General features: G+C 33.7%; 24 protein-coding genes and 4 tRNA genes. 8 read left to right on the plus strand and 20 right to left on the minus strand.

Translation table 11 applies throughout. The features are described from left to right. Positions 1-51: 51 nt before the first annotated feature. A complete protein-coding gene (locus tag ABEG63_RS07500) occupies positions 52-1,134 on the minus strand; it encodes an efflux RND transporter periplasmic adaptor subunit (RefSeq protein ID WP_346584074.1) in 1,083 nt (360 codons plus the stop codon). A 151-nt stretch (positions 1,135-1,285) separates the two neighbouring features. Beyond that, positions 1,286-1,675: a hypothetical protein gene (locus ABEG63_RS07505; RefSeq protein ID WP_267403946.1), complete on the minus strand. Its 390-nt coding sequence runs from the start codon at positions 1,673-1,675 to the stop codon at positions 1,286-1,288. Positions 1,676-2,019: 344 nt separating this feature from the next. On the opposite strand from ABEG63_RS07505, the gene ABEG63_RS07510 reads away from it, so the two are divergent. From ABEG63_RS07510 to ABEG63_RS07520, 3 genes are all read left to right on the plus strand, one after another. Beyond that, positions 2,020-2,895 carry a hypothetical protein gene (locus ABEG63_RS07510; protein WP_346583999.1) on the plus strand — a complete coding sequence of 292 codons (876 nt, stop codon included), beginning with the start codon at positions 2,020-2,022 and terminating at the stop codon, positions 2,893-2,895. Between the two features lie 219 nt (positions 2,896-3,114). After that, complete coding sequence (locus ABEG63_RS07515) at positions 3,115-3,510, plus strand: hypothetical protein (protein WP_346584000.1); 396 nt, start codon at positions 3,115-3,117, stop codon at positions 3,508-3,510. Between the two features lie 25 nt (positions 3,511-3,535). Then, positions 3,536-3,985 (plus strand): META domain-containing protein, encoded by a 450-nt coding sequence (locus ABEG63_RS07520; RefSeq protein WP_346584001.1) that lies wholly within the window; start codon positions 3,536-3,538, stop codon positions 3,983-3,985. A gap of 64 nt (positions 3,986-4,049) precedes the next feature. On the opposite strand, the gene ABEG63_RS07525 is transcribed toward ABEG63_RS07520, so the two are convergent. Continuing rightward, positions 4,050-4,307 (minus strand): SemiSWEET transporter, encoded by a 258-nt coding sequence (locus ABEG63_RS07525; RefSeq protein WP_267403954.1) that lies wholly within the window; start codon positions 4,305-4,307, stop codon positions 4,050-4,052. A 56-nt stretch (positions 4,308-4,363) separates the two neighbouring features. Further along, positions 4,364-6,049, minus strand: coding sequence for a hypothetical protein (locus tag ABEG63_RS07530; protein ID WP_346584002.1), 1,686 nt, complete (start codon positions 6,047-6,049; stop codon positions 4,364-4,366). Between the two features lie 702 nt (positions 6,050-6,751). On the opposite strand from ABEG63_RS07530, the gene ABEG63_RS07535 reads away from it, so the two are divergent. Continuing rightward, entirely contained in the window at positions 6,752-7,090 is a 339-nt protein-coding gene (locus tag ABEG63_RS07535; protein WP_312398434.1) for a hypothetical protein, read from the plus strand. Between the two features lie 14 nt (positions 7,091-7,104). Continuing rightward, a complete protein-coding gene (locus tag ABEG63_RS07540; RefSeq protein WP_267403958.1) occupies positions 7,105-7,455 on the plus strand; it encodes a helix-turn-helix domain-containing protein in 351 nt (116 codons plus the stop codon). 219 nt (positions 7,456-7,674) lie between these two features. On the opposite strand, the gene ABEG63_RS07545 is transcribed toward ABEG63_RS07540, so the two are convergent. The 8 genes from ABEG63_RS07545 to ABEG63_RS07580 all read right to left on the minus strand — a co-directional run bounded on the left by ABEG63_RS07545 (position 7,675) and on the right by ABEG63_RS07580 (position 17,901). Continuing rightward, on the minus strand, positions 7,675-8,709 hold the full coding sequence (locus tag ABEG63_RS07545; protein WP_346584003.1) for an FAD-dependent oxidoreductase: 1,035 nt from the start codon (positions 8,707-8,709) through the stop codon (positions 7,675-7,677). Between the two features lie 55 nt (positions 8,710-8,764). Then, positions 8,765-9,703, minus strand: a complete 939-nt coding sequence (gldN, locus tag ABEG63_RS07550; RefSeq protein WP_346584004.1) for a gliding motility protein GldN — start codon at positions 9,701-9,703, stop codon at positions 8,765-8,767. Positions 9,704-9,727: 24 nt separating this feature from the next. Next, a complete protein-coding gene (locus tag ABEG63_RS07555; RefSeq protein WP_346584005.1) occupies positions 9,728-11,320 on the minus strand; it encodes a GldM family protein in 1,593 nt (530 codons plus the stop codon). 52 nt (positions 11,321-11,372) lie between these two features. Next, positions 11,373-12,074, minus strand: coding sequence for a gliding motility protein GldL (gene gldL / locus ABEG63_RS07560; protein ID WP_312398450.1), 702 nt, complete (start codon positions 12,072-12,074; stop codon positions 11,373-11,375). A 60-nt stretch (positions 12,075-12,134) separates the two neighbouring features. Next, positions 12,135-13,553: a gliding motility lipoprotein GldK gene (gldK, locus tag ABEG63_RS07565; RefSeq protein ID WP_267403968.1), complete on the minus strand. Its 1,419-nt coding sequence runs from the start codon at positions 13,551-13,553 to the stop codon at positions 12,135-12,137. Between the two features lie 108 nt (positions 13,554-13,661). Further along, positions 13,662-15,515 (minus strand): glutamine--fructose-6-phosphate transaminase (isomerizing), encoded by a 1,854-nt coding sequence (gene glmS, locus ABEG63_RS07570; RefSeq protein WP_346584006.1) that lies wholly within the window; start codon positions 15,513-15,515, stop codon positions 13,662-13,664. Positions 15,516-15,546: 31 nt separating this feature from the next. Next, positions 15,547-17,115, minus strand: a complete 1,569-nt coding sequence (locus tag ABEG63_RS07575; protein WP_346584007.1) for a DUF4270 family protein — start codon at positions 17,113-17,115, stop codon at positions 15,547-15,549. A gap of 15 nt (positions 17,116-17,130) precedes the next feature. Continuing rightward, the gene (locus ABEG63_RS07580; protein ID WP_346584008.1) at positions 17,131-17,901 is read right to left on the minus strand and encodes a glycogen/starch synthase; all 771 of its coding nucleotides are present in this window, start codon (positions 17,899-17,901) and stop codon (positions 17,131-17,133) included. Between the two features lie 171 nt (positions 17,902-18,072). Between ABEG63_RS07580 and panC the strand changes: the two genes are divergently transcribed. Then, positions 18,073-18,921: a pantoate--beta-alanine ligase gene (gene panC, locus ABEG63_RS07585; RefSeq protein ID WP_346584009.1), complete on the plus strand. Its 849-nt coding sequence runs from the start codon at positions 18,073-18,075 to the stop codon at positions 18,919-18,921. Positions 18,922-19,639: 718 nt separating this feature from the next. Here the strand turns inward: panC and ABEG63_RS07590 are convergent. From ABEG63_RS07590 to ABEG63_RS07605, 4 genes are all read right to left on the minus strand, one after another. Then, positions 19,640-19,712: transfer RNA gene (locus tag ABEG63_RS07590), tRNA-Lys, on the minus strand. Between the two features lie 144 nt (positions 19,713-19,856). Continuing rightward, positions 19,857-19,929 (minus strand) — tRNA-Lys (locus ABEG63_RS07595). Positions 19,930-20,003: 74 nt separating this feature from the next. Next, positions 20,004-20,086: transfer RNA gene (locus ABEG63_RS07600), tRNA-Leu, on the minus strand. Positions 20,087-20,121: 35 nt separating this feature from the next. Further along, positions 20,122-20,194: transfer RNA gene (locus ABEG63_RS07605), tRNA-Lys, on the minus strand. Positions 20,195-20,308: 114 nt separating this feature from the next. Between ABEG63_RS07605 and ABEG63_RS07610 the strand changes: the two genes are divergently transcribed. Further along, on the plus strand, positions 20,309-20,824 hold the full coding sequence (locus tag ABEG63_RS07610) for a shikimate kinase (RefSeq protein WP_346584010.1): 516 nt from the start codon (positions 20,309-20,311) through the stop codon (positions 20,822-20,824). An 18-nt stretch (positions 20,825-20,842) separates the two neighbouring features. On the opposite strand, the gene ABEG63_RS07615 is transcribed toward ABEG63_RS07610, so the two are convergent. Next, the gene (locus ABEG63_RS07615; protein WP_267403980.1) at positions 20,843-21,280 is read right to left on the minus strand and encodes an RNA-binding S4 domain-containing protein; all 438 of its coding nucleotides are present in this window, start codon (positions 21,278-21,280) and stop codon (positions 20,843-20,845) included. Between the two features lie 55 nt (positions 21,281-21,335). Here ABEG63_RS07615 and ABEG63_RS07620 point away from each other — a divergent pair, with 55 nt between their 5' ends. Next, positions 21,336-22,106, plus strand: a complete 771-nt coding sequence (locus ABEG63_RS07620; protein ID WP_346584011.1) for a hypothetical protein — start codon at positions 21,336-21,338, stop codon at positions 22,104-22,106. Between the two features lie 86 nt (positions 22,107-22,192). Here ABEG63_RS07620 and ABEG63_RS07625 read toward each other — a convergent pair whose 3' ends face one another. From ABEG63_RS07625 to ABEG63_RS07635, 3 genes are all read right to left on the minus strand, one after another. After that, positions 22,193-23,710: an FMN-binding glutamate synthase family protein gene (locus ABEG63_RS07625; protein ID WP_346584012.1), complete on the minus strand. Its 1,518-nt coding sequence runs from the start codon at positions 23,708-23,710 to the stop codon at positions 22,193-22,195. 52 nt (positions 23,711-23,762) lie between these two features. After that, positions 23,763-25,109 (minus strand): tRNA (N(6)-L-threonylcarbamoyladenosine(37)-C(2))-methylthiotransferase MtaB, encoded by a 1,347-nt coding sequence (gene mtaB, locus ABEG63_RS07630; protein WP_346584013.1) that lies wholly within the window; start codon positions 25,107-25,109, stop codon positions 23,763-23,765. Positions 25,110-25,176: 67 nt separating this feature from the next. After that, positions 25,177-25,767 (minus strand): DUF1572 domain-containing protein, encoded by a 591-nt coding sequence (locus tag ABEG63_RS07635; protein WP_346584014.1) that lies wholly within the window; start codon positions 25,765-25,767, stop codon positions 25,177-25,179. Positions 25,768-25,915 lie beyond the last annotated feature (148 nt).

The raw sequence follows: 25,915 nt of genomic DNA on the forward strand, positions 1-25,915 counted from the left end.
GATTTGAACAGTTTAATGCAAAATCCTCCTTTATCAATTATCGTATATTCTTTACTCTGCTTTTAATTTTAGTGACTGAAGAACTTTCTTAGGATCTTGTGCTTTCACCTGAACCTTTTGATCGTCTTTCACTTTCTGAACTCCTTCTAACAAGATCTTATCGCCTGTAGACAAGCCGGATCCAACAACATAAACGTCAGGAAGTTCGTAAGCCACTTTAATATTTCTGGACTTTACAATACCTTTATTATCCACTACAAAAACATATTTCTGATCCTGAATTTCGTAGGTTGCTTTTTGAGGAATGATTAAAGCATTTTTCAAGGGCAACGTCATTCTTACCTTTCCGGTTTGTCCATTTCTCAAGAGTTTATCTGGATTCGGGAATTTAGCTCTGAAGGCGATATTTCCTGTTTCATTGTCGAATTCTCCTGTAATGGTTTGAATTTCGCCACTTTGAGGGAAAGTATCTCCGTTTGCCATAATCAAATTAACGTTCTGGCTACCTCTTGTAGCAACATTCGTCTGATAATTAATGTATTCGGGCTCCGAAACATTGAAATAAGTATACATATTGGTGTTATCAGAAAGGGAAGTCAGCAAATCTCCTTCATCTACCAAACTACCTAATCTTAAAGGCAGTCTGTTAATAATCCCCGAAAACGGAGCTTTAATATCTGTAAAAGACAAATGAATCTGTGCCAGTTTTGCTTCTGCGTTGGCTGCATCTAATTTAGCCTTTGCCATTGCTCTTTCGTTTTTAGAGACAATATTGTTGTTGGCTAATGTACTTGCGTTTCTTAATTCAATCGTAGCCTGCTCTACTTCAGCTTTGGCTTTTAATAATTCTGCCTGATACAACTGAGGCATAATTCTAAATAAGGTCTGACCTTGATGAACATACTGACCTTCATCTACATAGATTTTTTCAAGAAAACCTTTTTCCTGTGCACGAACTTCGATGTTCTTTACAGACCGGATCTGAGCTACGAATTCTTTATCAATTACCGTATCCATCTTCACGGGTGTAGTAACCGGATAAATTGTAGCTTCTTCTTTTTCTTCTTTCTTGTTGTTACAACTAACAACCAATAAGAGGGCGCTTAGCATAATGCTTGAGACAACTCTTTTCATCATAATTTCTAGAGTTTTATATTTAAATCGTTATTTTTTTAAAGGAAAAAAATGGTAATAATGAGTCTTACGATGTGATGATTACCAGCAAACACAACGCATAACGTTCTCTGCCAGATAATAGCAGAAAATTAATCGGAAAAATGAGTTTTTAAATTCTGATAGAACGGATCAGAATGAATCTTTTAACAGTGGAAAATTGAGATAGAAAGCCATGTATGGCAGGTTTCAACTGTTTTTTTGCTTCTAAACCGAAAATATAAACCAAACTGAAAACGCTTGCAAAAACAATAATGGTCTGCAAGGTATCTGAAAGCTGAAAATCATCTTCGTTAAGCTCTAACGAATAAGCACTTCCTGCATCATCCTGAACTTGCTGAATAGACAATTTTTCGCACGTTTGATTTAAACGATTGGTTCTTTTAGGCATGTGAGACGTATGACTGGTGTAGTCATTTCGCAATGTTTTGACATTGATCTTACTTTCCACTACGAAAAGCAGAAAAAGTGCTGTCAAAAAATATGTGATATACGTTCTCATTTTGAAGGGACAAATGTACATTTTGATTTATATACAATCATAATGGATTAACAAAATTTAACTCTTCTTTAAATTAGCTGAAATGAATTTTAATAATCCTTTCAATAAAACAGCCTCAAAAATATCAATATTTCAAAGCATGCAACTTCATTACATTAAGTTAAAAAAAGACATATTAATAATGAATTTATCATATTTAATTTTAAAAATTAATTAACATTTACAATTATATCTCAAACTATAATGAAAAATTTACATGATTTATTAAATTAAATATTAATTTTGTTATCAACCAAAAAACTTAAAAACTAAAAACTAACCGATAATGAAATATTATAATAACTATGAAAAACAAATTATTCATGGCTGGCCTAGTTCTGTCGTCAGCTTTTTTCTACGCACAAGTGGGAATCAACACATCAACCCCCAATCCGTCTGCCATTTTAGACATTTCATCAACTAACAAAGGAATACTTGGGCCAAGGATAAGCCTTACATCTGCAACAATGCAGCTCAGCGGAAATCCAAATGCTACAGGACTTTTAGTTTATAACACCGGGCCTGTGCTAAATCCCGGATATTATTTTTGGAATGGAACCGAATGGAGAGTTTTCAATACCTCCTCTGGAAGCGGTGGCGGAGGAAATACAAATCTCGCTCATGTTGAAAGTATTGCCGTAATGGGACCTTTGGTAGCAACCACAGACAACGGAAGAGCCGGGTATGCACTACAAATTACAACTCCCGACGGAAAATTTTCTGTACGAACTTTCATTCCTGAAAGTTCTGCATTTTCACAGGTTAATCTACAAATCAGGAATAATAGCACAGGAAATGTAGAAATTATTTCCAACGGGCACTATCTTTGGGGCGGTGCAGGAGGTTACCAGCAAAACCAGTTGAGATTACCACCAAATGCTTGGGCGGGCGATAATGCAACATCATCTGCAAGTTTAATTGATGCTACCACCGGCGCAAGAATTCAAACAGGTTCTACCAATCCCTATTGGGGCGATCCTGAAACGTATGCAGGAGGAATGCCGGAGCAACGTCTTTACTCATGGACTACCAACAGCCAAACCGACAAAACTTTTTATAAATTGTATTATATGATGGGATCTTCTTCACCAGCAAGCGCAGGAAATGCGACCACCTGTCCGGGAGGAACATGTAGTACAACGAAGGCATTTTTCACCATCGATCAGGTTACGGCTCCGTAAATATTCTGAAAACTTATATGACAAAATAAAAAATAAAAGAGTGCAAAAGTGCTCTTTTTTTTGGATTTAACAACTAAATCTTATCACGGAAAATAGTGATTTACAAAATACTGACATTCAGCCATTTTATATAAAATTAACATTTATTAATAAAAAAAGTTGTATTTTTATAACTTATTAACATCAAATATTTTATGAATCACTTAATCACTTATCACTATGAAAAAAGTATTACTATCCGTCGCTTTAGGGCTCATCGCCTTCTCCGGGACAGCGTGTAAAAACTCACCCAAAGAAGCAGAGATGCTTACGGTTGCCACACCCGCTGTCACTAATGACGACATCATAAAAAATGTCTACACAGATAATGTGGGAGAAAAAATTGAAGTAACAATCAACAGTACTCAAAATACAGCTATTGTACATCTTGACGGCAAAACATACGAATTGAAAAAAAGCGATGAATTGCCTGAATATACTGCCTCTAATGCTGAATATCAATATTCAAATATCAGAGGAAACATCACTTTCACAAAGAAAAATTATGATATGGTGCTTTTCCGAGCCAAAGAAAACGGCAAAGGACAATCTGGCACAAAAATGGCTTCCTACTGATTTTAACAATTAAAATTAAACAAATATGAAAAGTTTACGTTATTATTTAGGTTCCTTCATTTTAATCATATTTTTCGCAGCATCTTGTATGAGCAAACCCAGCACTCCTAATCCGCCCACTCAGGGAAACAATGATATTACCGGAAAAGTATGGAAACTTACTGAGATTAACGGGAAACCGATTGCTTTGAAAGATCCAAAATCGAATCCTCATTTTAAGCTAAATATGGCTGATATGAGATACGAAGGAAACGGAAGCTGCAACGGTGTTGGTGGAACATTTGAAATAAAGCCTGAAATAATGAGAATAAAATTTAATCAGGGAATGTCTACAATGATTGCTTGTGAAGATCTGGAAACAGAACAACTTTTCGTAAAAGCATTATTATCTGCTGATAATTATTCGGTAAATGGAAATACATTGACTTTAAATAAAGCAAGAATGGCTCCTTTAGCGAAATTTGTTCTTCAATAAAAACAATTGAAATATTATAAATCGAGTGCTTATTTCTATAAGCACTTTTTTCGTGTTCAACAATTTACTTTTTCTTAAAAATAAAGCAACAGGTAAGTAAAGTTATATTTAAAATCACGGCAAACGCATTGGATAAAATAATCGGAAGCTCATCTTTAATAAAGCCATACCAAACCCATAAGGAAAGCCCTGTAATAAGAACAATCAACATTATTGAAGATAAATCTTCTGCATTTTTTTCTTTTATCACTTTAATAAGCTGCGGCAACATTGCTACGGAAGTAAAAATTCCGGCAATAATTCCTAAAACATTTTCATTCATTATCTAATTTTACTATTAGATACAATAAATTTCGTTCCAAGATTAAATTATAAGAATTATTTTATTGAATTTAAAAATGTATATAAATCCTGTTCTTTTGTAAGCTGCATTTTGGCTTTGATTTTTGTTTTGTACACTCTTACACTTCCCGGAGTTATATTTTCTAATAATGAAACTTCTTTCGAGGATAAATTGAGTCTGAAATAGACACATAGTTTCAGTTCCTGTTCAGACAATTGAGGAAATTTATCTGAGATAATTTTGATAAACTCTCTGTTTTCCAAAGAACTTTCATACATTAACTCATGATTTTTTTCATCCATCTGAACGAGATTATTCATCTGAAAAAATAAATTACGCACAGTTTCACCAGCGTCTAAATTTTTTGATCTTCGGATTTTTTTAAGATTCTCCAGAAAAGCCTTTTCATTTTCAATTTTCAGATTGAGATTAAGACGAAGATTTTTAATCTTATCCTGCTTTTCTTGTATATTTTTTTCAAGAGTTACATTATTGGTTTCCAATTCGTTTTTCAAACCTTCTAAAAGCTCTCTTTCTTCCTTATTTTTTCTTCTTATATCTAAAATAGCCTTTATAAAAATTCCTATTATAATGATAACCAAAACAATCAATAAAATATTTTTTCTTTCCTGATTTTCAATTTTATAGTCATATTCTTGGTTAATATTTTTAATAATATATCCGTTCAAAATATCAGATACATTATCAAGATCTTTCATCGTTTCTTTATTACTTTCATTATTCAGCTCTACAAGTTTTCGGGAGACAAACTTTAATTTCTGCAGATCATTCTTGTCAGAATAATACTTTTGTAGTACTTCATAAACATATATTTTCATATATGTCATTTTTACTTCAGGTTCTATTGAAATCAAATAATTTACTAAATCTTCTTCTTTATCTTTTTGATGAGTAATCGTATAAACTTTTAATAATTGTCCTATATTTTTAACGCTGTTATCTTCAAATTTCTTTTTGTATTTATAGAATTCGAGCTCTTCGCTCATGTATTTTTCAGCATTTTTATAATCTTTTTTATAAAGATAAAAAACACCTAAATTACCTTTCATCATATAAATAAAAAAGATTTCCTCAGCGGTTAAATCTTTTTTAGATTCCAAAATTCGTATTCCGTACCATGTTTGATTAATCGCTAAGTCTATATTTCCTAATTTATTATCACACAAGGAGAAATTATTATACATAGAAGCCAAGTAAAGTTTTTCATCTTTTTTAAAAGTCTTAAGCGCTTTATAAAAGTAGATTTTCGCAAGAGAATAGTTTTCATGCTGATAGTACCATCTGCCTTTTGCGTGATATAAATGCGGAAGTAAAACTTTTTCATCATTTACCTCTTCTATTTTAATGGCTTCGTTTAGAAATTGTAAGCTTAATTTGGGTGAAGTGTTTTCAAATTCCAACGCTAAAGAAAGCTTGCAAAAAGCTGTAATAAACTCATAATCATCATCATTTATTCTTAACAATTCATAGATGAGAGATACTTTTTTAGACTTTTCATCAGGCTCCTTAAAAGTGAGTACAAATTTGCTACTTAAAAGATATTTTAACTCATGAGTATGTTTATATTTTTCTAATTCTCTTTTATATATATTAGAAATTACTTCTTGATTATCACTAACCTCGGAAAGTTCTTTATTAATATCATAAAAATAGCTATTATCTTTTTCAGCGTGACACGAGGTCAGTATAAAAAAGAGCACAAAAAGCAATATTATCCGATAGCAATGCATACTCTAAATTATAAAAAAAACGTCTCTAAATGCAGTATACATGAGATTTAAGAAAATCATACAAAAAAGAAAACAAGACACATCAAAAGAAAAATTTCAGTTAAAATTTTCAATAATTAACAGATAAAAACATGTAAGTATAAACTTCATAAAAAAGATAATATTGATAAATAAGATGTAAAAAAGGTTACCAAGAGATCATTTTGACTCTGAATTAAAAAAAACCAATTTTAGAAATGATAGAAAATTCTAAGCTTAAAAGAATTATAATATCATAGAATAAGCTCAGTTTTTTTGTTAATAATGCTAAAATATTAAGCAATGAATGAATTAACACTTAAAAAAATGTAAAAATCAACAAATCAATAAATTACAAATTTACAATTAACACATATAGTACAATAGTGGTTGATTAATTAACGCCAATTAACAGCTTAAATTAATCTTTTTTAATTCCTACTAAATAGATTTGTTTCAACATTAATGTAAAAGCAAATCGTTTTTAAAAACAGAACACCAAATCATTATTACCATAAAATCAAAAAACTTATTATGAAATCGTTTAAGAACATAAATATAGGCGCTTTGATTGAACAAAGAGTCACAGAATATGAAATAGATATATCCAGAATATGCAATTTTTTTTCTTGCACCGAAGAGGATATAAAAAACATGTATGATTCTAAAACCATTGAAACTGAATTACTTTTAAAGTGGAGTAAATTATTGGAATACGATTTCTTTAGAATTTATTCTCAGCATTTAATTTTATTTTCTCCCCAAAGTAATTTTTATACATGTCAGAAAGAAAAATCTACATCATTACCTCAATTCAGGAAAAATATTTACACAAAAGAGGTGATCGATTTTATTGTAGAGCTCATTAATTCCGGCGAAAAAAACATGAATGAAGTGATTGAGCGCTACGGAATTCCGAAAACGACATTACACCGATGGACGGTGAAATACCGAGATATGGAAAATGATAAACATACACAAAAAATTAACTAAGAAATACGAATATCATGCAGCGAACATGCCCAAATTACAGGGTGATCTATAATGATATCATTAACAGAGACCATCCTAATAAAAAACAAGAGTGCAACAATATCCTTAGTAAGGAAGAAATATCAATGCTTGACGTAATAAAACTCAATAATATCATTTTTGGAATACAGGATAAAAAAACGGTAGAATTTAACCAAAAACATAGATCTTACGATAAAAATACAATACTGGAAATCTTAGAATATCAAGAAAAAAATGAATTGAATAACACAGAATTAGCAAATCATTTTAAATTAAGTAGAAACACAGTGGCAAAATGGAAAAAACACTTCAAACAGAAGCATTTGCATTCGCTTAATATTTAATTCTACTCAGCTAAAAAAACACAATCAACATAAATTTAAAAATATTAAAGTGAGTGCAAATGTTTTTTTAAATAGTATTAACCATTAAAAACGATAGATATATGAAATAAACCAATGAACAATCTACAATATAATTATTAAGTGGAAGTAGGGAATGCAAACACGCCAGAATCAGATACTCATCCCAATTTGTTTTTTGGCTGTTTGCATCCTATTTTTTTATTTAAATCTTTCTAAAGAAATCTCCTGATGCAGCGGAATGTTATTTTCAATAAAATCATATAGACTTTTGGTGAAATAACAGCCATTCAAAATACCTCTAGCCCCTAAACCATTGAAAATGTACAAATTATTAAACTCTGAATGTCTTCCTATAATTGGTCGTCTGTCTTTCACAGTAGGTCTGAAACCAAAATTAATTTCACTTATCTTAAAATCATAAGGATAAAACTCAGACAACCCATTTTTAAGCTGTTCTACGGCCGTTTCATCAATATTTTCATGTAATTGTTCTCTATCATACGTTCCGCCATAAAAATACAGACCATTATAGGTTGGAAAAAGGAAATGTTTCTTTTTGATTGTAATATTTTCTGAAAGAGGTTGTGAAAGTTCAACTTTAATATGATGTCCTTTATTTGGATTCACCGGAATTTCAGAAAAATAAGGATTATCTTTCACCGCCATTCCTTCACAGAAAATAATATTTTTAAACTTTAAATCCTGATAAGATGATTCAGAAATATCAATTTCAGAATAATTGAATTTTTCTTTAATTAAATTGCTTTCATTTTCTAAAAACTTAAATAAACCATTAAAAAATCCATTAACATCAAGTCTAGCAGACTGATTTACCTTTCCGGAGAGAAAATCGTTTTTTACTATATTTAAACGATCAAATTTTTGATCAAGAAAATTAACTAAGTCTTCTTTTTCTGATTTTTTAAGCCATAAATTCTTTTCATTTTCATCATGAAAAATTCTGTGAATAGGAGCTTCAATCAAATAATTTTGTCCTGTGTATGCTTCAATCTCTTTCAATGTTTCTTTTAAGAAATTAATCTGCTCCTGAGCTAACCAAAAAGTAGTAAATTTCTTCAAAACTACCGGATTAATAATCCCCGCCGATACCTGAGAAGCACTCTTTTTACCTTCTGAAAACAGTACAAACGATTTGTTATTTTTAATCAGTTGATGTGCAAAAAAAAGACCTGCATATCCGTCTCCTACGATTATATAATCTACATTTCTCATAATAAAAAAACCTGAGTAAAAATACTCAGGTTTTCTATAAATATCAAGTGAAATCTTAGTAATTCCACATATCATTTTCCATTTCTAGAATCTGCTCTTTGATTCTATCGCTTTCTTCTAATTGCTCATCAGCATTTCTTGGGATATAGTCTTTAATAACACCATCTCCTAAACCTGTTGAAGACTTATAAATGATAGAAGAAAATCTTCTTGCATTAATAATATCATCAAAAGAAAGGTCAGCTGAAGAGTTTTTTCTGTTGAAAACATAGTTATTCGCTAAAATATCTCTTGCACTTGGATAATAGATCCAGAACAAATCAATCAGCTCATCAGCAGCAGCCAATGGTTGCCCATCTGGTCCCGTTCTACCTTGTACAGCAGGATCTGGTCCCATAGCAGCAATACCAAGAGGTCTGTACTTCATTTGCCCATCTCTTCTGTCGATGAACCACATACCCATGATTTTAAGAACTTTAACTTTATCACTTGTAGTTTTAATGACGTCAGTATATTCTTTTTTCTCTTGCTCAGTTAATTGTCTTCCTGAGTTAAGAATATCGATCGCAGCATCTGCAACTCTTACACTTTCTAGTCTTTTTTGAATACCTTCAGGAGAAAGCTTTGTAACAAAGTTTTCGTCATCATATACTTCCTGAATCTTTCCAGTAGTAGCGGCATCCAATAATAACTGATATAATGATCTTGTTTGAGTAGCTAATAAACCATCCGGATTATCATAGTAGAATGGTTGATTAATTTTATCGTTCATATCGATAATTTCCCAAACAAACATACTTTTTAAAATGTCTTTATCATCAACAAAGCCATATTCCAAAGGTTTTACTGTTTTATCAACAACAGTATCTCCTACTTTCTGCTTGTTTTCCTCTCTCATCTTTCTAAATTCTTCCGGAGAAGAAGCGTTCAGAATAGTTTGGGAAAAAGTAAATCCCGAAACTAGAACTAAAAGAGTGCTTATATATTTTTTCATAATGCTATTTTAAACTTATTAATATTAATTAATATTGATAACAATAGGAGTAATATTTTTAATACCCTGATTTCCAAGACCTGTAGCAGTTGCTTTAATATCAAAGATATAAACCACATCTCCTGTTCTCAAATTCTTAACTAATCCTGCTGCTTCATCCAAGCTGCTTCCTTTAATTAATAATGCAGCTCTACCAGGTACTTTAACCATAAATTGATTAACAGTGAATGATACCGGGAAGTCGAAATCCGGAATAGCCGCCTGTACTGTTTGATTAGGCACAGATGATGCCGGCATAGACAATACATTTTGACCTCTCATCTGACCTTGTGGAGGTGGAACATTTTTAATTCTATATTCAAACACCTGAGATACAGTCTTACCATAAGGATCCGTTCCTGACAAAGTTAACTTAACAGTATTACCAGATGAAGGTGTTACTATCCATTTTCCAGCACCTGTACTCTTAACAGTAGCGCCTGGAGCAGATAATGATAATTTAGAATTATCAGCACCTAAGATTGAACCAGATACAGGGTTCTCAAGACCTCTATACATTACGTTCATCTTATCAGCAGAAAGTAATAAACCTTTTTCCATTTTTACTTCTCTCGGCCCTGCAATTACATTATAAGTATGCGTCCAAGGGAAAGATTGAGGTTTACCAGTAGCATCTGTTAACGTAATAGTTCCACTCAATTTATGTTCTCCGATACCAGCTCCAGAAATAGGAATGATACCTTTACCATTTTCTTGCTTGCTCACTCCAGAAATGCTGATCTTATTGCTATTAGAATAAGTACCTAACATTACTTTTACTTCAGCCTGCTTACCAGCCTGAATATCGGTAGGACCAGAAACAATTGGCTCGTAGCTTGTAAATTTGATACTTGCATCTACTTTTTCTTGTAGTAATAATGCTAAGGCATCAGATTGTACGTTTCTTGCATCATTCTGAATAATTTCTAAGTTTGAAATCGCAGCGATAAGTGGTTGGTGATAGAATTTATTCTGAAACCATGTCTTACCGTTAGGAGATTTTCCTTTAGGATATTCAGCAATGATAGATTTATTAGCTCTATCTACTAAATCCTGTAACTGAGGATTGTTTCCAAATGCAGAGTTAATAAAATTTCTAACATCATCAATTTTTGCTTTTAAATCTAAAGCTCCTTTTGATGGTGCATTTTCATCTCCTTCTTTGAAGAAGTAAGCCATTGTTGCCTCATTGTTGTTAAGAGCAGCAAAGTTTTCACTTACATCAAGATCTTTTCCTGTTTTAGGATCTTTATCATGAAATTCTGATTGCTTTTTAAGCGTAGTTTTAATATCATCAGCAGACTTCACTAAAACATCAATTTTTCCTTTTAATTGCTTATACTTTTCCCAAGGTTGAGCATAAGTATCCGGAACTTGCTGAGCTTTAGCCTCAAGAGTTCTTTCGAAGATTTTTTCGTTTTTTCTCTCCGTTAAATTTCTTGTCTCATTAAGCGCCTTTGTTGAGTCATAGTATGATCTGATGATTTCTGCATCAATATTTAGGGCCATCATCGCGATGAACACCAAATACATTAGGTTGATCATCTTCTGACGAGGTGTCTGTTTTCCTGCTGCCATTCTTTCTTTTTGTTTTTTTGATTAAGTAGTTAAATTATGAATGGTTTGGGAATTAAGATTTCATAGCAGTTAACATACCACCATAAACTCTGTTTAAGTTGTTTAAGTTTGATGTTAAACCTTGTAACTCTTGATTGAATTTTTCAGATTGTTCTGCAGATTTTTGCATATCTGCAACATATTTATTAGCAAATTCAGACTGTCTCTTACCGCTTTCTAATTGCATAGCATAAAGAGCATTCATGCTTTCCATGTGAGTAGCAGCTTTGTTCAACTGGTCGTTATACTTATGAGTAGAAGCAGAAACATCTACAGTTTGATTAATTTGATCTACAGAGCTAGAAAACTTGTCAATACCAGTTCTTAATCTTTCAAATAACTGAACATCAAGTTTAGCATCTTCCAACATTTTATCCAATTTAGTAGAAAGAGAGTTTTCTAATTCTGCAAATTGATTCGTAAGGTTAGCTCCTTTTGGAGAAGTAACGTTTGAGTGTAAAGGGTTTGGGTTTGCATGCTTATCTAATAATTCAGGATAAACATTTTCCCATGCATAAGACTCTTCTGTTTTCGGAGGGTCGAATGCGAAAATGATGAAGATGATAGCTTCTGTAATAAGTCCTACAGTAAGGGCAATGTTACCATTAATTGGTCCCAGAGTAATGTGAGTAATTTTAAGCCAAGCTCCAAGAATTACAATTGCAGCACCGAATGAATAGAAGAAATTCATCCACGCATCTTTAGTCTTAAACATATACGTTAGTTTTTTTTAATGTTAAATTTTAATAAAAATAATTAGCCGAAAAATAATGTGTTATCTTTTGATAGTTCTAGGTTTTACAGCAGCCTCAGGAATATCCTGTACCGTTCTAAATCCGATATAACTTCTAGCAGAATCTTTTCTTTCCCAGTCTCTTGCACCTGTCATAAGCATATAGCCTACGTCTTTCCAAGATCCACCTCTTACAGATTTTTTGTTATCAATTCTGTCTTTAGTAGAGGGATTTAATGTAGAAGAGAACCCGTATGAAGAGTTGTTATACGCAGATTCAGTCCATTCAGAAACGTTTCCAGCCATATCAAATAACCCATATCCATTTTTCTTAAATTTCTTTACTGGAGCTGTATATGTATAAGTTCCTTTTTTCTCGTCTTCCATGTAGTTACCTCTCTTCGGTTTGAAGTTAGCTAAGTAACAACCTCTGTCATCCATCAAATAAGGACCACCCCAAGGGTAAGTTGCATTCTGCATACCACCTCTTGCAGCGTATTCCCATTCAAATTCTGTAGGAAGTCTGAAAATTAAAGGTCTTTGTTTTTTTCTTTTTAAGCTTTCGTTGTAATCAGATTTTAATTTTGTTCTGAAGTTACAATAAGCTCTTGCTTGGTCCCAAGTTACCCCTACTACAGGATAATCTTTGTAAGCTTTGTGCCAAAAATATTGTTCAAATAATGGCTCATTATAAGCGAAGTGGAAATCTTTTACCCAAACAGTTGTATCTGGATAGATAGCAATGCTTTCACTCTTAAGGTAGTTTGCACCTCTTTCGTTATCAGCAATTGCAGCTCCCATATCTCCCCATCTGTAAGTATATTTCAACTTACTAACATCAAGGATTCTTTCATTACCAATTCTAGAAGATGCAGGTAAATACATAGATTCTAATATTTCTGCATATTCTACATCAGGATATTTTGAAGTACTCCAGTGCAAAGGGATTTTCCAATCTAGTTTTTTGCTAGCATCGTACTCTCCGTCTTCTCTACCTCCTTGTCCCTCTAAATATTCTTGATATGGTGTTAAATTATCTTCTTTTTTCGCAAGGTATGCATAATCACCGATTCCGGTACCTCTTCCACCACCTTCACCACCTTCTCCGGCAGCTTCAGCAAGTAGAGTTCTAGCGATAGAATCTCTTACGTAATTAATGAATACTCTGTACTCAGCATTAGTAGTCTCAGCTTCATCCATAAAGAAAGCAGAAACAGTAACTGTTTTCAATCCCGCCTTTTCAGGAGTATTTGTAGGATCCTGATCAGCTAAACCTGCAATAAAGGATCCTGCAGGGATTGCAACCATACCGAAAGGTCTTTCTGCAACAAATGATTTTGTTTTTTCTCTTGGTATCAATTCTCCTTTTGTTCCTGGTTTTCCCACAGAAGAGCTACCACCACCTGAACAAGATACCGACGCTACCGACGCAGACAATAATAAAAGAAATATCCTTTTCATGTTAATTTTTATAATTAAGCCGTAAATATATAATTTTTTTAAGAAACTTTTAAGATTTTTTTTGAAATAACGTGAGAAATCTAAATTTATTTTATTTCAAATAAACTTTTATTCCACAGTTACAGATTTCGCAAGGTTTCTTGGTTGATCAACATTTGCACCTCTGTAAACAGCGATGTAGTATGCCAACAACTGTAAAGGCACTGATGCTACGATTGGTGAGAAGCATTCTGATGTCTCAGGAATCTCGATTACGTAGTCTGCCATTTCACTTACCTGCGTGTCTCCTTTATTTACAACAGCAATTATTTTTCCTTTTCTGGCTTTAATTTCCTGAACGTTGCTTACAATCTTATCATAATGCCCTTTCTTCGGAGCAATGATAACGATTGGCATGTTTTCATCAATTAAAGCGATAGGACCGTGCTTCATTTCTGCAGCCGGATATCCTTCAGCATGAATATAAGAGATTTCTTTAAGCTTTAATGCACCTTCTAATGCCGCCGGATAGTTGTATCCTCTTCCTAAATAAAGGAAATTGGTAGCATTTACGAAGTCTTTTGCAATATTTTGAGTTAATTCATGAGTAGTGTTTAAAACTTCCTCAATTCTTCTTGGAATAGCATCCAATTCAGAAATTAAGCTCATGAATTCTGCATTTCCTAAGTTACCATTGTGTTTACCTAATTTAAATGCAATTAGCGTAAGAATAGTAAGCTGAGCCGTGAAAGCTTTTGTAGAAGCCACCCCGATCTCAGGACCTGCGTGAGTATAAGAACCAGCATCTGTAATTCTTGCTATAGATGAATCTACCACGTTACAAATACCATAGATAAATGCTCCTTTTTCTTTAGCCAATTTTAAAGCAGCCATTGTATCCGCAGTTTCTCCCGATTGAGAGATCGCGATTACAACATCTTTATCTGTAATAATAGGATTTCTGTATCTGAATTCAGAAGCATACTCTACTTCAACCGGAATTCTTGCATATTCCTCAATCAGATATTCTCCGATAAGACCTGCATGCCAAGAAGTTCCGCAAGCAATGATAATGATTCTGTTGGCGTTTTTGAATTTCTCGATATGATCCCAAATCCCAGCCATTTTAATAACACCCTCATCTACAATAAGTCTACCTCTCATGGTATCGTGTACAGATTTTGGCTGTTCGAAAATTTCTTTTAGCATGAAATGTTCATAACCTCCTTTTTCAATCTGCTCCAAACTCAACTTAAGCTCTTGAATTTCCGGCTCAATTTTAGAGTTATCGTTAATGGTACGAATATCAACCCCTCTTTCTAAAGAGATGGTTGCCATGTGACCTTCTTCTAAATAGATCGCTTCTTTTGTAAATTCTACAAATGGAGAAGCATCTGAAGCAATAAAATATTCTTTATCACCAAGACCAATTGCTAAAGGAGATCCCAATCTAGCAACAACTAATTCGCCAGGGAAATCTTCGTGCATTACGGTAATCGCATATGCACCATATACTTCATTCAAAGCATATCTTACAGCTGTCGGGAAGTCTGTTTCAGCATTTAAATCCATAAAATACTGTACAAGATTTACCAAAACTTCTGTATCTGTTTCAGATTTAAAAGTAAAACCTTTATCCTTAAGCATGGTTTTAATGGTATCATAATTTTCAATAATACCATTATGCACCAATGCAATTTTTCCGTTGTTAGACAAATGCGGGTGAGAATTTCTATCACTAGGAACTCCGTGAGTAGCCCAACGAGTGTGTCCCATGCCTATTTTCGCAACCCCTTTTAGCTGGCTCGAAATATTTACAAGATCATCTACTTTCCCTTTGGTCTTTTCAACTTCAAGTTTATTATTTCCATTTTCAAGAACGATTCCGGCACTGTCATACCCTCTGTATTCCAATCTTCTAAGACCGTTGATTACGATATCGTAAGCATCTTGAAAACCTGTATATCCTACTATTCCGCACATATTTTATCTCGTGTTTTTTAGTTTTTTTAAATTATTTTGTTCCGTAGGTAACTCTCACCTTAATTCTGTTGACTTTATCACTTGCATCTGATCCTATGAAAACAGCTCTGCTTCTGTCATAAGCTCTTGAGCTGTATTGCTGACCAGCAAGTGTTCCTGTAGAGGTTTGTAAGAAAGTTCCTAAATCAATTCTATAATATTTTTTAGAATAAACATCATAAGTTACTGTATCATCTTCTACAATATCTTTAAGAGACCTAGTTACAGTAAAGTCATAGTATGACGGATTTTTATCTAAATCATACCCTCTGTAAAGAGAGAAATTATTAGATCCTGCAATAGCTGTTAAGTCTGTAGTAAATGTAGAAGTTGTTGTAGCTCCATCTTTTACTTTCTGTAAGATAGTAAATGAAGTTGGCTTATAATATTTATTAGTCCAATCTTGTTTATCTGTATAAATTCTAATCTTAGCACTGATAATCGCTGCTTTATTTGTTTTATACATTTGTTTTAATGAATCTATTGAACTTTGTGAGAATTTAACTCCAATAGAAGCACCTCCCATACCTTGAGTATATAATCTTCTATCTCCCGTTCCTTCATTAATAATTTTCATTGCAGCATCATAAGGAGTTCCTGTTCTGTCATATTTATAGCTTCCGATATGTGTATTTCCAGATCCTACAGCAAATGTATAGGTTGTCTGAGGTCTTGTAGTGGTACCGTTTTCAGTTTTATCATTCTTGTAGTACATTACCAATTCAAGATCGTTAGGACCGAAGTTCATTAAATAACCGTCATTTTCTGCCACAGAAATTCTTAATCCTTTAAAATATCTGATAAAATTGGAAACATCACTTAGCTCAGTCTGTCCTTTTTTAGCAATAATTTTATTCTGGAAGAAAGCAGAATCTAATTTCACTCTGATTCCCGCCGCAGACGAAGTATAAATTGAAGAAGCATCTGAATCTTTAGTAATGGTAACTAAATTTACATTCCCGTCAAGAACTTTTGAACCAAGTTCGTTGCTAGAATCATAATCATATTCTTTTTTAGAACTTACTTTATCCGAATATCCGTCAAGGAATTGTGTAACTTCATGTACTTTAAGCGTCATTGTTTTTTTAGCCTTACCATATTTATTAATAGGATAAGTATTTACCACTTTTTTAGCAGCAATATCGCCTGTTGCATCTTTATATACAAAATCTTCGTTGGTTGTAGTGGTCACAGAATCTGAAGCGTAAGTTGGTTTAATGACCAAAACTACAGAGTCTACTTTAGCATTTGTTCCGAAATCCGGAGCGTAAGAAGGAAGTCTCACCTGCGTAAGATAAGAAGCTTTCTGCATACCAAATTGAGTTTCGTCAAAAGCTCCAAGTACCGCAGAAGTTAATTTTGAAGCATCACTCTGAATACTATCATCATTATAAATATTATATCCTATAAGGTCAAAAGGGATCTCTTTTCCTTGTGCGGCATCACCTAAAAACAACTGTTCTCCTAAAGAATCCGCATCCGGTTCGCAATTATAAAGCAACGCACTTCCAAAAATCGCCAAGAAAAGGATGGCGAAAGTTCTTTTAATAGTATAAGTCATTAAAAATGTGTTTTTTTAATATAGTTTATTTATAGAATCTACATCCAAGTATTCAGATTTCTCAGTTGCAGTTTCATTAAAAGCCTTGTCTAGTTCTTCATTCAGGAACTCATCACCCTTCACTACAGCGTCTACATAGTTCATACTTTCAATTACAAAACTTTGAAAGCTTGGTTTATCTAACGCTTTAAGGCCAGAAATATTATCAAATTTCAATTTTTCCTCCACATTTGCACTCAAAGCAGCATCTTTCTCATTGTATAAAGAAAGAACGATTTTAGCATCTTTGAAATATGTATCAGATTCGTAATACGTTTTAAGATAAATAGGCATGAAAGAAGCCATCCAACCATTTAGGTGAATGACATCCGGAACCCAATTTAGTTTTTTGATGGTTTCGATAACCCCTCTTGCGAAGAAGATTGCTCTCTCGTCGTTATCGTCAAAGGCAGTTCCGTCATCTTCGAAATACTGCTGTTTTCTTTTGAAATATTCTTCGTTATCAATAAAATAAACCTGAAGTCTTTCCCCCGGAAGCGACGCTACTTTAATAATTAAAGGCTGATCTAGATCATTAATAATAATATTCATCCCAGAAAGACGGATAACCTCGTGAAGCTGGAATTTTCTTTCACTTATTTGTCCAAATCTTGGCATAAAAACTCTTACATCATTGCCTTCTTGGTGCATCTTAAGTGCCATTTTGTTTACCACTGTAGCCATGTTCGTGTCCTCTTGATATGGATACATTTCTGTAGTAATATACAGTATTTTTTGATTCGGCATAAACTTCTATCTAAATTTTTGTAAAATTGCTTTAATGTGCAAAATTACAAAAAAACATCCAACATTATTTTAATTAACATTTTTTTACGAAAATTCCCTGATTCAAATTATTAAAACTACACCTTATTATATGATATTTTTAGTATTTTTGAAATACTATTAAAATAAACTATGGAAGTTTTAAAAAATAAGAAAACTCTTCAGGATTTCATTGAAAGACAGAAAGAAATGGGTAAAAGAATAGGCTTTGCACCCACCATGGGAGCATTGCATAAGGGGCATTTATCACTATATGAAGCAGCACGGGCAGACAATGATCTGGTGATATCATCAATTTTTGTTAATCCAACTCAATTTAACAATCCGGAAGACCTGGAAAAGTATCCGAGAGACATCAACAGAGATATTTTGATTCTTGAAAATTCTGGTTTGGTAGATGCGGTTTATATTCCTGAAGTGGTGGATATTTATCCTGAAAAAGCAGAAAGCCAGCATTATGATTTCGATGGATTGGAAAATGAAATGGAAGGAAAATCGCGACCAGGGCATTTTGATGGCGTAGGAACCGTTGTAGAAGAGCTTTTCCGACAGGTAAAACCAGACAATGCTTATTTTGGTGAAAAAGATTTTCAACAGTTGGCTATCATCAAGAAAATGGTTGAAAAGAAAAAACTTCCCATAAAAATAATCGGAGTTCCCATTTACAGAGCAGAAAGTGGTTTAGCATTAAGCTCAAGAAACCAAAGACTGCATGAAGACAGAAGAGATGCTTCCAAGGTTATTTATAAAACATTGAAAAAGGTAAACGAATTGTTTAAAATCAATCCTGTTTCAGAAATTAAAGAAAAAGTTCAGGATGTTTTTGATAATCAAAAAGGAATGCAATTAGAATATTTCCTGATCGCCGATGAAGAAACTTTAAAAGAGACTGATTTTTTCTATAAAGGTAAAAATTACAGAGCTTTTATAGTAGTTATTGTAGATGGAGTACGATTGATTGATAATATGCATTTGGATTAAGGTTGAGGCTAAGGTTAAGACTGAGATTTGAAAATATTCTTTTACAATTAATAAAAAAATAAGCGTTACTTTTTTTGAGTAACGCTTTTTTGTTTTTTAATTTAAACCTAAAGCATTTTATATCTATGATGCAGAGATCCTTCGACTCCGCTCAGGATGACATTTCTAATACTATCTGTTTATACTACATTAAAGTATTTTCAACAATAAATTTATAGCGTCTATCGGTTCAGTCTCAAAACTTGGGAGAAAGTAAATAAATTTTTTATTGTCTTTTATAAGTGAAACGGCTTTGTGAAACTTAAAAGTTATCATAATCATAAAACTTTGTGCTCAAAGTTTAAGGCGTTGAATTTTCATAGCTAAGCAAATTAAATACGGCTATCATTTGATGAGTAGAACGCCATCGCGAACGAAAATAGGCGTAATGAGATACAAAGCCTTAGCGATCGATAGCGTTAAACAAAAAAATAAAGAATTGTTTTAATCTTTTTTCTAATACTATAATTAGATCCCTACGGGGATGACAAACATTATGAATACAAACTTTTTATTTACTCCGCAAGTTTTGTAACTGCTCCAAAAAATTTAGAATAGATTTAAGAAAAGTCTAGAAATACAGAATGTATATAAAAAATCAAAGGCCTCTTGAGGAAGCCTTTGAAACACCAAATCACAAAATATTAATATGAAAAAAATTTACTTTTCAGTAAACTTGTGACCCGGCTGGGATTCGAACCCAGGACCCATACATTAAAAGTGTATTGCTCTACCAGCTGAGCTACCGAGTCGGTCACTTTACTCACGAAAACTTATTGTTTCCATTTTTAAGACTGCAAAGATACAAATAAATTTGTATTTTCAAAACTTATTTTAAACAAAAGCTTCATTTAGAAACATTCAATATAAAATAAAAACTTACTTTTCAGTAATTGTGACCCGGCTGGGATTCGAACCCAGGACCCATACATTAAAAGTGTATTGCTCTACCAGCTGAGCTACCGAGTCGGCCACAATTGTAATGATAAATATAAAATTAAATTTTAATTATCAATTCAATTATTTTAATTTTTTCTGCTGTGTGCCTGCGACTGGACTCGAACCAGCACATCCTTAGGAAACCACCCCCTCAAGATGGCGTGTCTACCAATTTCACCACACAGGCGACAAATTACAAAAATCTAGTAATTTTATCTTTAGTGACCCGGCTGGGATTCGAACCCAGGACCCATACATTAAAAGTGTATTGCTCTACCAGCTGAGCTACCGAGTCGGCCACTTAATCAACGATTAACACTGTGATAACGTCTCTCATTTTTAGTGGTGCAAAGATAGGAGTTTTTTCGTTATCTCAAAACTTTTTCGCAAATTTGTTTAAAATAAATTCATGATAATTTCACTGGTCGGATACATGGGGAGTGGCAAAACTCACATTTCCAAAATATTAAGCGAAAAAATAAATTTTAAATTAATTGACCTAGATAAAGAGATTTCCAGAAGAAATAAATTAACCATTCCTGAAATCTTCGAGAAAAAGGGTGAAATCTACTTTAGAAAGCTTGAAAGAGAAACGCTGGAAGAAATTCTGGCTACCGAGGAAAACCTGATTTTGAGCCTTGGTGGAGGAACTCCTGTTTATTATAATAATATGGAAATTATTAATACGGGATCAAAAAGTGTATTTTTAAAAGCATCGGTAATGACTTTGGCCGCCAGACTTTCAAAACAAAAGGAAAAAAGACCTTTAATTGCAAAAATTTCTGAGGAAGATCTCCCTGAGTTTATTGCTAAACATTTGTTTGAAAGAAATCAATTCTACGGAAAATCTCAGTTTAATATCAATACAGATAACCGAACGCCTGAAGATATCGTTACAGAAATAATAGAAAAGCTCTATCTCTAGAGCTTTTCATTTTGTTTATTAATCTTCACTTTCGGAATCACCGTCTGCTTCACCGAAAAAATCGTCCCAGTCTGTAAAATCAGATTCTACATCATTTCCAATATAATCGTCCATCTCACGGCGATCTCTTTTCGTTGGTCTACCCTCTCCTTTCGCTCTGTAATAATTTTGCGAAGCTTTTCGCATTTTCAGCAGTTCGTATTGCTCACTATCCGTCACATCTTTTATATGAAGCGGAACCAGCTTGGCTCCTATCCTACTTTTTGGGATCTGAATAACTTTTATTTTATAATCAATTTGATTTTTACGAATCTTGATTGTATCCCCTTCTTTTACCTCTTTAGATGACTTCACGGCAGATTCTCCAATAGAAACCCTGTTCTTCTTAATCTCCTCTGCAGCGATGGTTCGCGTTTTATAAAAGCGAATGCTCCACAAAAATTTATCTATTCTCATAATTTTTTATACTTTTGCCGTTATATTATTTGTAAAGTAATTAAAGTTTTTTGAAATGAAAAAAATATTTTTATATATCCTTGCAGGATCATTGTGCTTCACTGCTTGTAAAAAAGATGATGATGATACGACTACCTATGTAGAACCAAGCGATATTGCAACACAAAATGATTATGATGATCAGTCTATTACCAAGTTTTTAGATGAAAACTATTTAGACGCTCAAGGAAATATAAAAGCATTTAGTGCAACAGATACTGCTGATGATCATCAGACAAAATTAAGTGCGATGGTTCCGGCTCCGGTAAAATTATCTTCAGGTGTTGTATATATTGTAAGAAAAGGCGCGCAACCAGATGATTCTACACCGCCAGTTACGGGTAAAACAATTGGAAATGATGACAAGATCACCATTTTAGCAAGAGCTAAAACATATCTTGCGGCAAATACAGATGGGAATATTGCATTTATTTCAGGAACAAACATGACGGGATATAATTCTCTTGAAGAAACTGGTTCTCCGTTGACTGATCCTATGTATTATTATGTAAAAGAAACTGTTTTGAGCGCAGCAACTACTGATGCTGCAAAGCAAAGAAATTATTATGAAATAGAAGGTTTTCAGGAAGCTGTAAGAAAGTTTCAGGCTTTTGATTTGGCTAATGGGGCTCCTTACAATTTACAAGGTGTAATTATCGTACCTTCAAGAGCAGCTTTTGCTAGAGATGCTCATTACAACTACAGCGGTTATTCTTTCAGAAACAGAACGTTTGTATTTAACTTCCAAGTGTACAAAACAGAGGCAAGACCTACAGACGAAAAATAAGCTAATTTCATTAGCCTTCATATAAAACAAAAACCACTTCTTTCCGAAGTGGTTTTTTATTTTTTAACTGAGGGTTTTCCTCTTTTTTAATATCTAGCTTTCTGCTTTACATTTCCTAAAATATCCGGGAAATAAAGATCTGCCAAGTGATCAAATTCATCACCTCTCATAAACATCGAAGCATCAACCTCATCATAAGAACTTTTTCCTGCTGCTGCAATTAATTCATTACAAGTGTGAAGCGTATTTTTATGAAAATGATAGACTCTTTCTGCTTTATCCGTAACATCTAGTCCTTTAATCAGCATTTTATCTTGTGTTGCAACACCCGTCGGACATTTATTATTATTACATCTCAACGCCTGAATACAGCCTAATGAGAACATAAAACCTCTCGCGTTATTACACATATCTGCACCCATGGCAACCGCTCTCAGAATATCCAAGCTTGTTAAAACTTTTCCACTGGCGATTACTCGTAGTTTATTTCTTAAATTGTAATTATTCAACGTTCTATTTACGAAAATCAAGGCTGGTTCCAAAGGCATTCCAACACCATCTGAAAATTCTGGCGGTGCAGCTCCGGTTCCTCCTTCTGCTCCATCGATTGTAATAAAATCAGGGTAAATTTTCAAAACATTCATCTGAACACAGATGTCTTCAAACTCTTTTGTATCACCAATACAAAGTTTAAATCCTACAGGTTTTCCTCCTGAAAGTTCTCTTAAATGTTGAACAAATTTTAATAATTCCGCCGCATTAGAAAATGCGGTATGCGATGGCGGTGAAATAATCGTCATTCCTGGTGTGACGTGACGGATTTTTGCAATTTCCGGTGTATTTTTCACCCCTGGTAAAACTCCTCCATGACCTGGCTTTGCACCTTGAGATAGTTTAATTTCAACCATCTTCACATTGGGAAGTGTAGAATATTTTGCGAATAATTCAGGATTAAATTTTCCTTCATCATCACGACATCCGAAATATCCTGTCCCGATTTGCCAGCAAAGGTCTCCACCTTCCAAATGGTGTGGAGAAATTCCTCCTTCACCTGTATTATGATAAAAATTTCCCTTTTTTGCTCCTCTGTTCAATGAAATCTGTGCTCTGTCGCTCAACGCCCCAAAACTCATTGCCGAAATATTGAACAATGAAGCATGGTAAGGCTGTGTACACTGCTCTCCCCCAACCCAAACTCTTGGAAGTTCTTCTGATGGAGATTTAGCATAAATAGAATGCTTAATTCCTTCGTATTTTCTGTGATTAACTTCAAGCTGAGTTCCAAAAGGTACCGTGTCACTCAAATTTTTAGAACGTCTGTATACTGCAGAACGTTGATTTCTTGGAAACGGTTTCCCGTCGGTTTCCCTTTCGATGAAGTATTGCTGCATTTCGGGCGAGATCCCTTCGAAAAAATACCTGAAGTATCCCAATACCGGAAAGTTCCTCAGAATAGCATGTTTCGACTGGTACGTGTTGTAAACTCCCAATGCATAAATTGCGGATAGCAGCGTCGGTATCCAATAATGCGCTCTTATTAGTATCGCTACAACCCATGTAGCAATAACTAATACAATCCCCCAAGATAAAAACTTATCTCTCATGAATGTAGTATTTAAAGTTAAAAATAAATTTAGTGGAAATTTTGCAAAGAGACTATGCTTTTGCTAAAAAACTTTCGTAAGACGATTGCACAGAAACCGTGCCATCGGACAGGATTTTTTCTAAATTCAGAAATTCGATTTGATTTACGGATGCTTCGTCAAAATCTTTCTGTACTCTCACATAGTTTTCTGTGAAGCCAAACATTTTGCCGTCTTTGTTTTCATGCTCCCAAAGCACAGGAAGTGTCTTCCCAAGCTGGGTTTGATAGAATGCCATTTTTTTCTTTTCAGATAAAATTCTCAGCATTTTATTTCTTTTCTTTCTCTCAGGAATAGGGACAACACCCTCCATTCCTACAGCTTCCGTGTTTTCTCTTTCCGAATAGGTGAAAACGTGAAGATAGGTAATCGGAAGATCATTCAGGAAATTATACGTTTCCATGAATCTTTCTTCTGTTTCGCCTGGGAAACCAACAATTACATCCACACCAATAGCCGCATGAGGCATTACCTCACGGATTTTGTTTACTCTATCATTATAAAGCTTCGTCAGATAACGTCGCTTCATTTTTTTCAATAAATCATCACTTCCCGATTGCAAAGGAATGTGAAAATGCGGAACAAAACTTTTACTTTTAGAAACCAATTCGATGCTTTCATCTTTCAAAAGATTCGGTTCGATAGAAGAAATACGAATTCTTTCGATGCCTTCCACCTGATCTAGTTTTGAAATTAAATCTAAAAAAGTATGTTCGTGTCTCTTGTTTCCGAACTCTCCTTTACCGTAATCACCGATGTTTACACCTGTTAAAACTATTTCTTTGATGTCTCTGGCTGCAATTTCGGTAGCATTTTTCAGTACATTTTCGATGGTGTCAGAACGAGAAATCCCTCTTGCTAAAGGAATGGTACAATACGTACATTTGTAATCACAACCATCCTGAACTTTCAAAAAAGCTCTGGTTCTGTCACCGATAGAATAACTTCCGATAAAAAAGTCGGTTTCTTCAATTTCACAAGAATGAACAATTCCTTCGCTTTCAGATTTCTCCAAATCATCAAGATAACTTAGAATATTGAATTTTTCTTTGGCTCCAAGAACCAAATCAACTCCGTCAATCTGTGAAATTTCTTCAGGTTTCAGCTGTGCATAACATCCAACAATGACCACCAACCCTTCAGGATTGGCTTTCATGGCTCTTTTCACGTGAAGTTTGCACTCACGATCTGCGTTTTCTGTTACCGAGCAAGTATTGATTACGTAGACATTCGCCTTTTCATCAAAACTTACCTTATCGTAACCGGCATCCGTTAATTGACGGGCAATAGTAGATGTTTCCGCAAAATTTAATTTGCAGCCAAGGGTGTGAAATGCGGCAGTTCGTTGAAAAGTTGACATTGAAATACTCCTATTTTTTCTGGGTGCAAAGATAGTAATTTTAATGTGACTTTGAAATTGATTCAATCTATTGCTTAAATTCTTCCCTCACTTCGGCACTATTCTGATAGCAAACCGGAGACGAATTTGAATCAAAATCCTGAACAGAGAATTGATTTTCCATCTCGGAATTAAATTCTTGGGATTCATTTCTTGCAATAGAAAGTGTTTTCCAATCGTCATTTTTCATCATTTTTGCGATGTAAACGATTTGTCCGATATGATAAGGATAATGCGCCAGTTGTCGGAAGACCGCATCAATTACCGAATGTGCTTCATTTCTGATATAAATCGTTGAATATAAATTTTCGTCATTTATCTGATTCAAAGCATTGAAAAGACATTTCCAGCCTTTTTCCCAATATTCTAAAACTTCTAGTTTTGTTTTAAAGGTATTTACAAATTCTTCATCGCGATTTCGCCAAGGCTTTTCTCCGTCTTCGGTTAAAAAATTTGTCCATCTCGATAACATATTTCCCGCAACATGCTTTACAATAATTGCAATAGAATTGCTCTCTTCATTGAATTGCCAGAAAATCTGTTCATCTGACACTTGGTCAAATGATTTATCTCCAAGCATTTTATAGTACTCAAAACGTTTGATGAATAATTCTTTCATGAGTTTTAATTTGATGATCTAAGTTAAAGGTTTTCATAAGAATAAAATGACAAATTTTGAAAAAATGACGACTTCTCTAGCCCTGATCGCAGCATTTGTTTGAGCTCATTTTCTAATGATTCGGCTCGGGGCGGGCTTCGCCCGCCCC

It is taken from the genome of Chryseobacterium sp. C39-AII1 (assembly GCF_039672645.1).
In the GTDB taxonomy this organism is placed as follows: Bacteria; Bacteroidota; Bacteroidia; order Flavobacteriales; family Weeksellaceae; genus Chryseobacterium.

What these genes read in the sequence shown, in the direction of transcription:
- gldK (WP_267403968.1), bottom strand. Translation starts at nt 13,553, where the DNA reads ATGAAAAGGATATTTCTTTTATTATTGTCTGCGTCGGTAGCGTCGGTA.
- ABEG63_RS07610 (WP_346584010.1), top strand. Translation starts at nt 20,309, where the DNA reads ATGATAATTTCACTGGTCGGATACATGGGGAGTGGCAAAACTCACATT.
- gldN (WP_346584004.1), bottom strand. Translation starts at nt 9,703, where the DNA reads ATGAAAAAATATATAAGCACTCTTTTAGTTCTAGTTTCGGGATTTACT.
- ABEG63_RS07625 (WP_346584012.1), bottom strand. Translation starts at nt 23,710, where the DNA reads ATGAGAGATAAGTTTTTATCTTGGGGGATTGTATTAGTTATTGCTACA.
- ABEG63_RS07520 (WP_346584001.1), top strand. Translation starts at nt 3,536, where the DNA reads ATGAAAAGTTTACGTTATTATTTAGGTTCCTTCATTTTAATCATATTT.
- panC (WP_346584009.1), top strand. Translation starts at nt 18,073, where the DNA reads ATGGAAGTTTTAAAAAATAAGAAAACTCTTCAGGATTTCATTGAAAGA.
- ABEG63_RS07580 (WP_346584008.1), bottom strand. Translation starts at nt 17,901, where the DNA reads ATGCCGAATCAAAAAATACTGTATATTACTACAGAAATGTATCCATAT.
- ABEG63_RS07620 (WP_346584011.1), top strand. Translation starts at nt 21,336, where the DNA reads ATGAAAAAAATATTTTTATATATCCTTGCAGGATCATTGTGCTTCACT.
- gldL (WP_312398450.1), bottom strand. Translation starts at nt 12,074, where the DNA reads ATGTTTAAGACTAAAGATGCGTGGATGAATTTCTTCTATTCATTCGGT.
- ABEG63_RS07540 (WP_267403958.1), top strand. Translation starts at nt 7,105, where the DNA reads ATGCAGCGAACATGCCCAAATTACAGGGTGATCTATAATGATATCATT.
- ABEG63_RS07515 (WP_346584000.1), top strand. Translation starts at nt 3,115, where the DNA reads ATGAAAAAAGTATTACTATCCGTCGCTTTAGGGCTCATCGCCTTCTCC.
- ABEG63_RS07510 (WP_346583999.1), top strand. Translation starts at nt 2,020, where the DNA reads ATGAAAAACAAATTATTCATGGCTGGCCTAGTTCTGTCGTCAGCTTTT.
- ABEG63_RS07525 (WP_267403954.1), bottom strand. Translation starts at nt 4,307, where the DNA reads ATGAATGAAAATGTTTTAGGAATTATTGCCGGAATTTTTACTTCCGTA.
- ABEG63_RS07555 (WP_346584005.1), bottom strand. Translation starts at nt 11,320, where the DNA reads ATGGCAGCAGGAAAACAGACACCTCGTCAGAAGATGATCAACCTAATG.
- ABEG63_RS07635 (WP_346584014.1), bottom strand. Translation starts at nt 25,767, where the DNA reads ATGAAAGAATTATTCATCAAACGTTTTGAGTACTATAAAATGCTTGGA.
- ABEG63_RS07535 (WP_312398434.1), top strand. Translation starts at nt 6,752, where the DNA reads ATGTATGATTCTAAAACCATTGAAACTGAATTACTTTTAAAGTGGAGT.
- ABEG63_RS07575 (WP_346584007.1), bottom strand. Translation starts at nt 17,115, where the DNA reads ATGACTTATACTATTAAAAGAACTTTCGCCATCCTTTTCTTGGCGATT.
- ABEG63_RS07505 (WP_267403946.1), bottom strand. Translation starts at nt 1,675, where the DNA reads ATGAGAACGTATATCACATATTTTTTGACAGCACTTTTTCTGCTTTTC.
- ABEG63_RS07545 (WP_346584003.1), bottom strand. Translation starts at nt 8,709, where the DNA reads ATGAGAAATGTAGATTATATAATCGTAGGAGACGGATATGCAGGTCTT.
- ABEG63_RS07615 (WP_267403980.1), bottom strand. Translation starts at nt 21,280, where the DNA reads ATGAGAATAGATAAATTTTTGTGGAGCATTCGCTTTTATAAAACGCGA.
- ABEG63_RS07500 (WP_346584074.1), bottom strand. Translation starts at nt 1,134, where the DNA reads ATGAAAAGAGTTGTCTCAAGCATTATGCTAAGCGCCCTCTTATTGGTT.
- mtaB (WP_346584013.1), bottom strand. Translation starts at nt 25,109, where the DNA reads ATGTCAACTTTTCAACGAACTGCCGCATTTCACACCCTTGGCTGCAAA.
- glmS (WP_346584006.1), bottom strand. Translation starts at nt 15,515, where the DNA reads ATGTGCGGAATAGTAGGATATACAGGTTTTCAAGATGCTTACGATATC.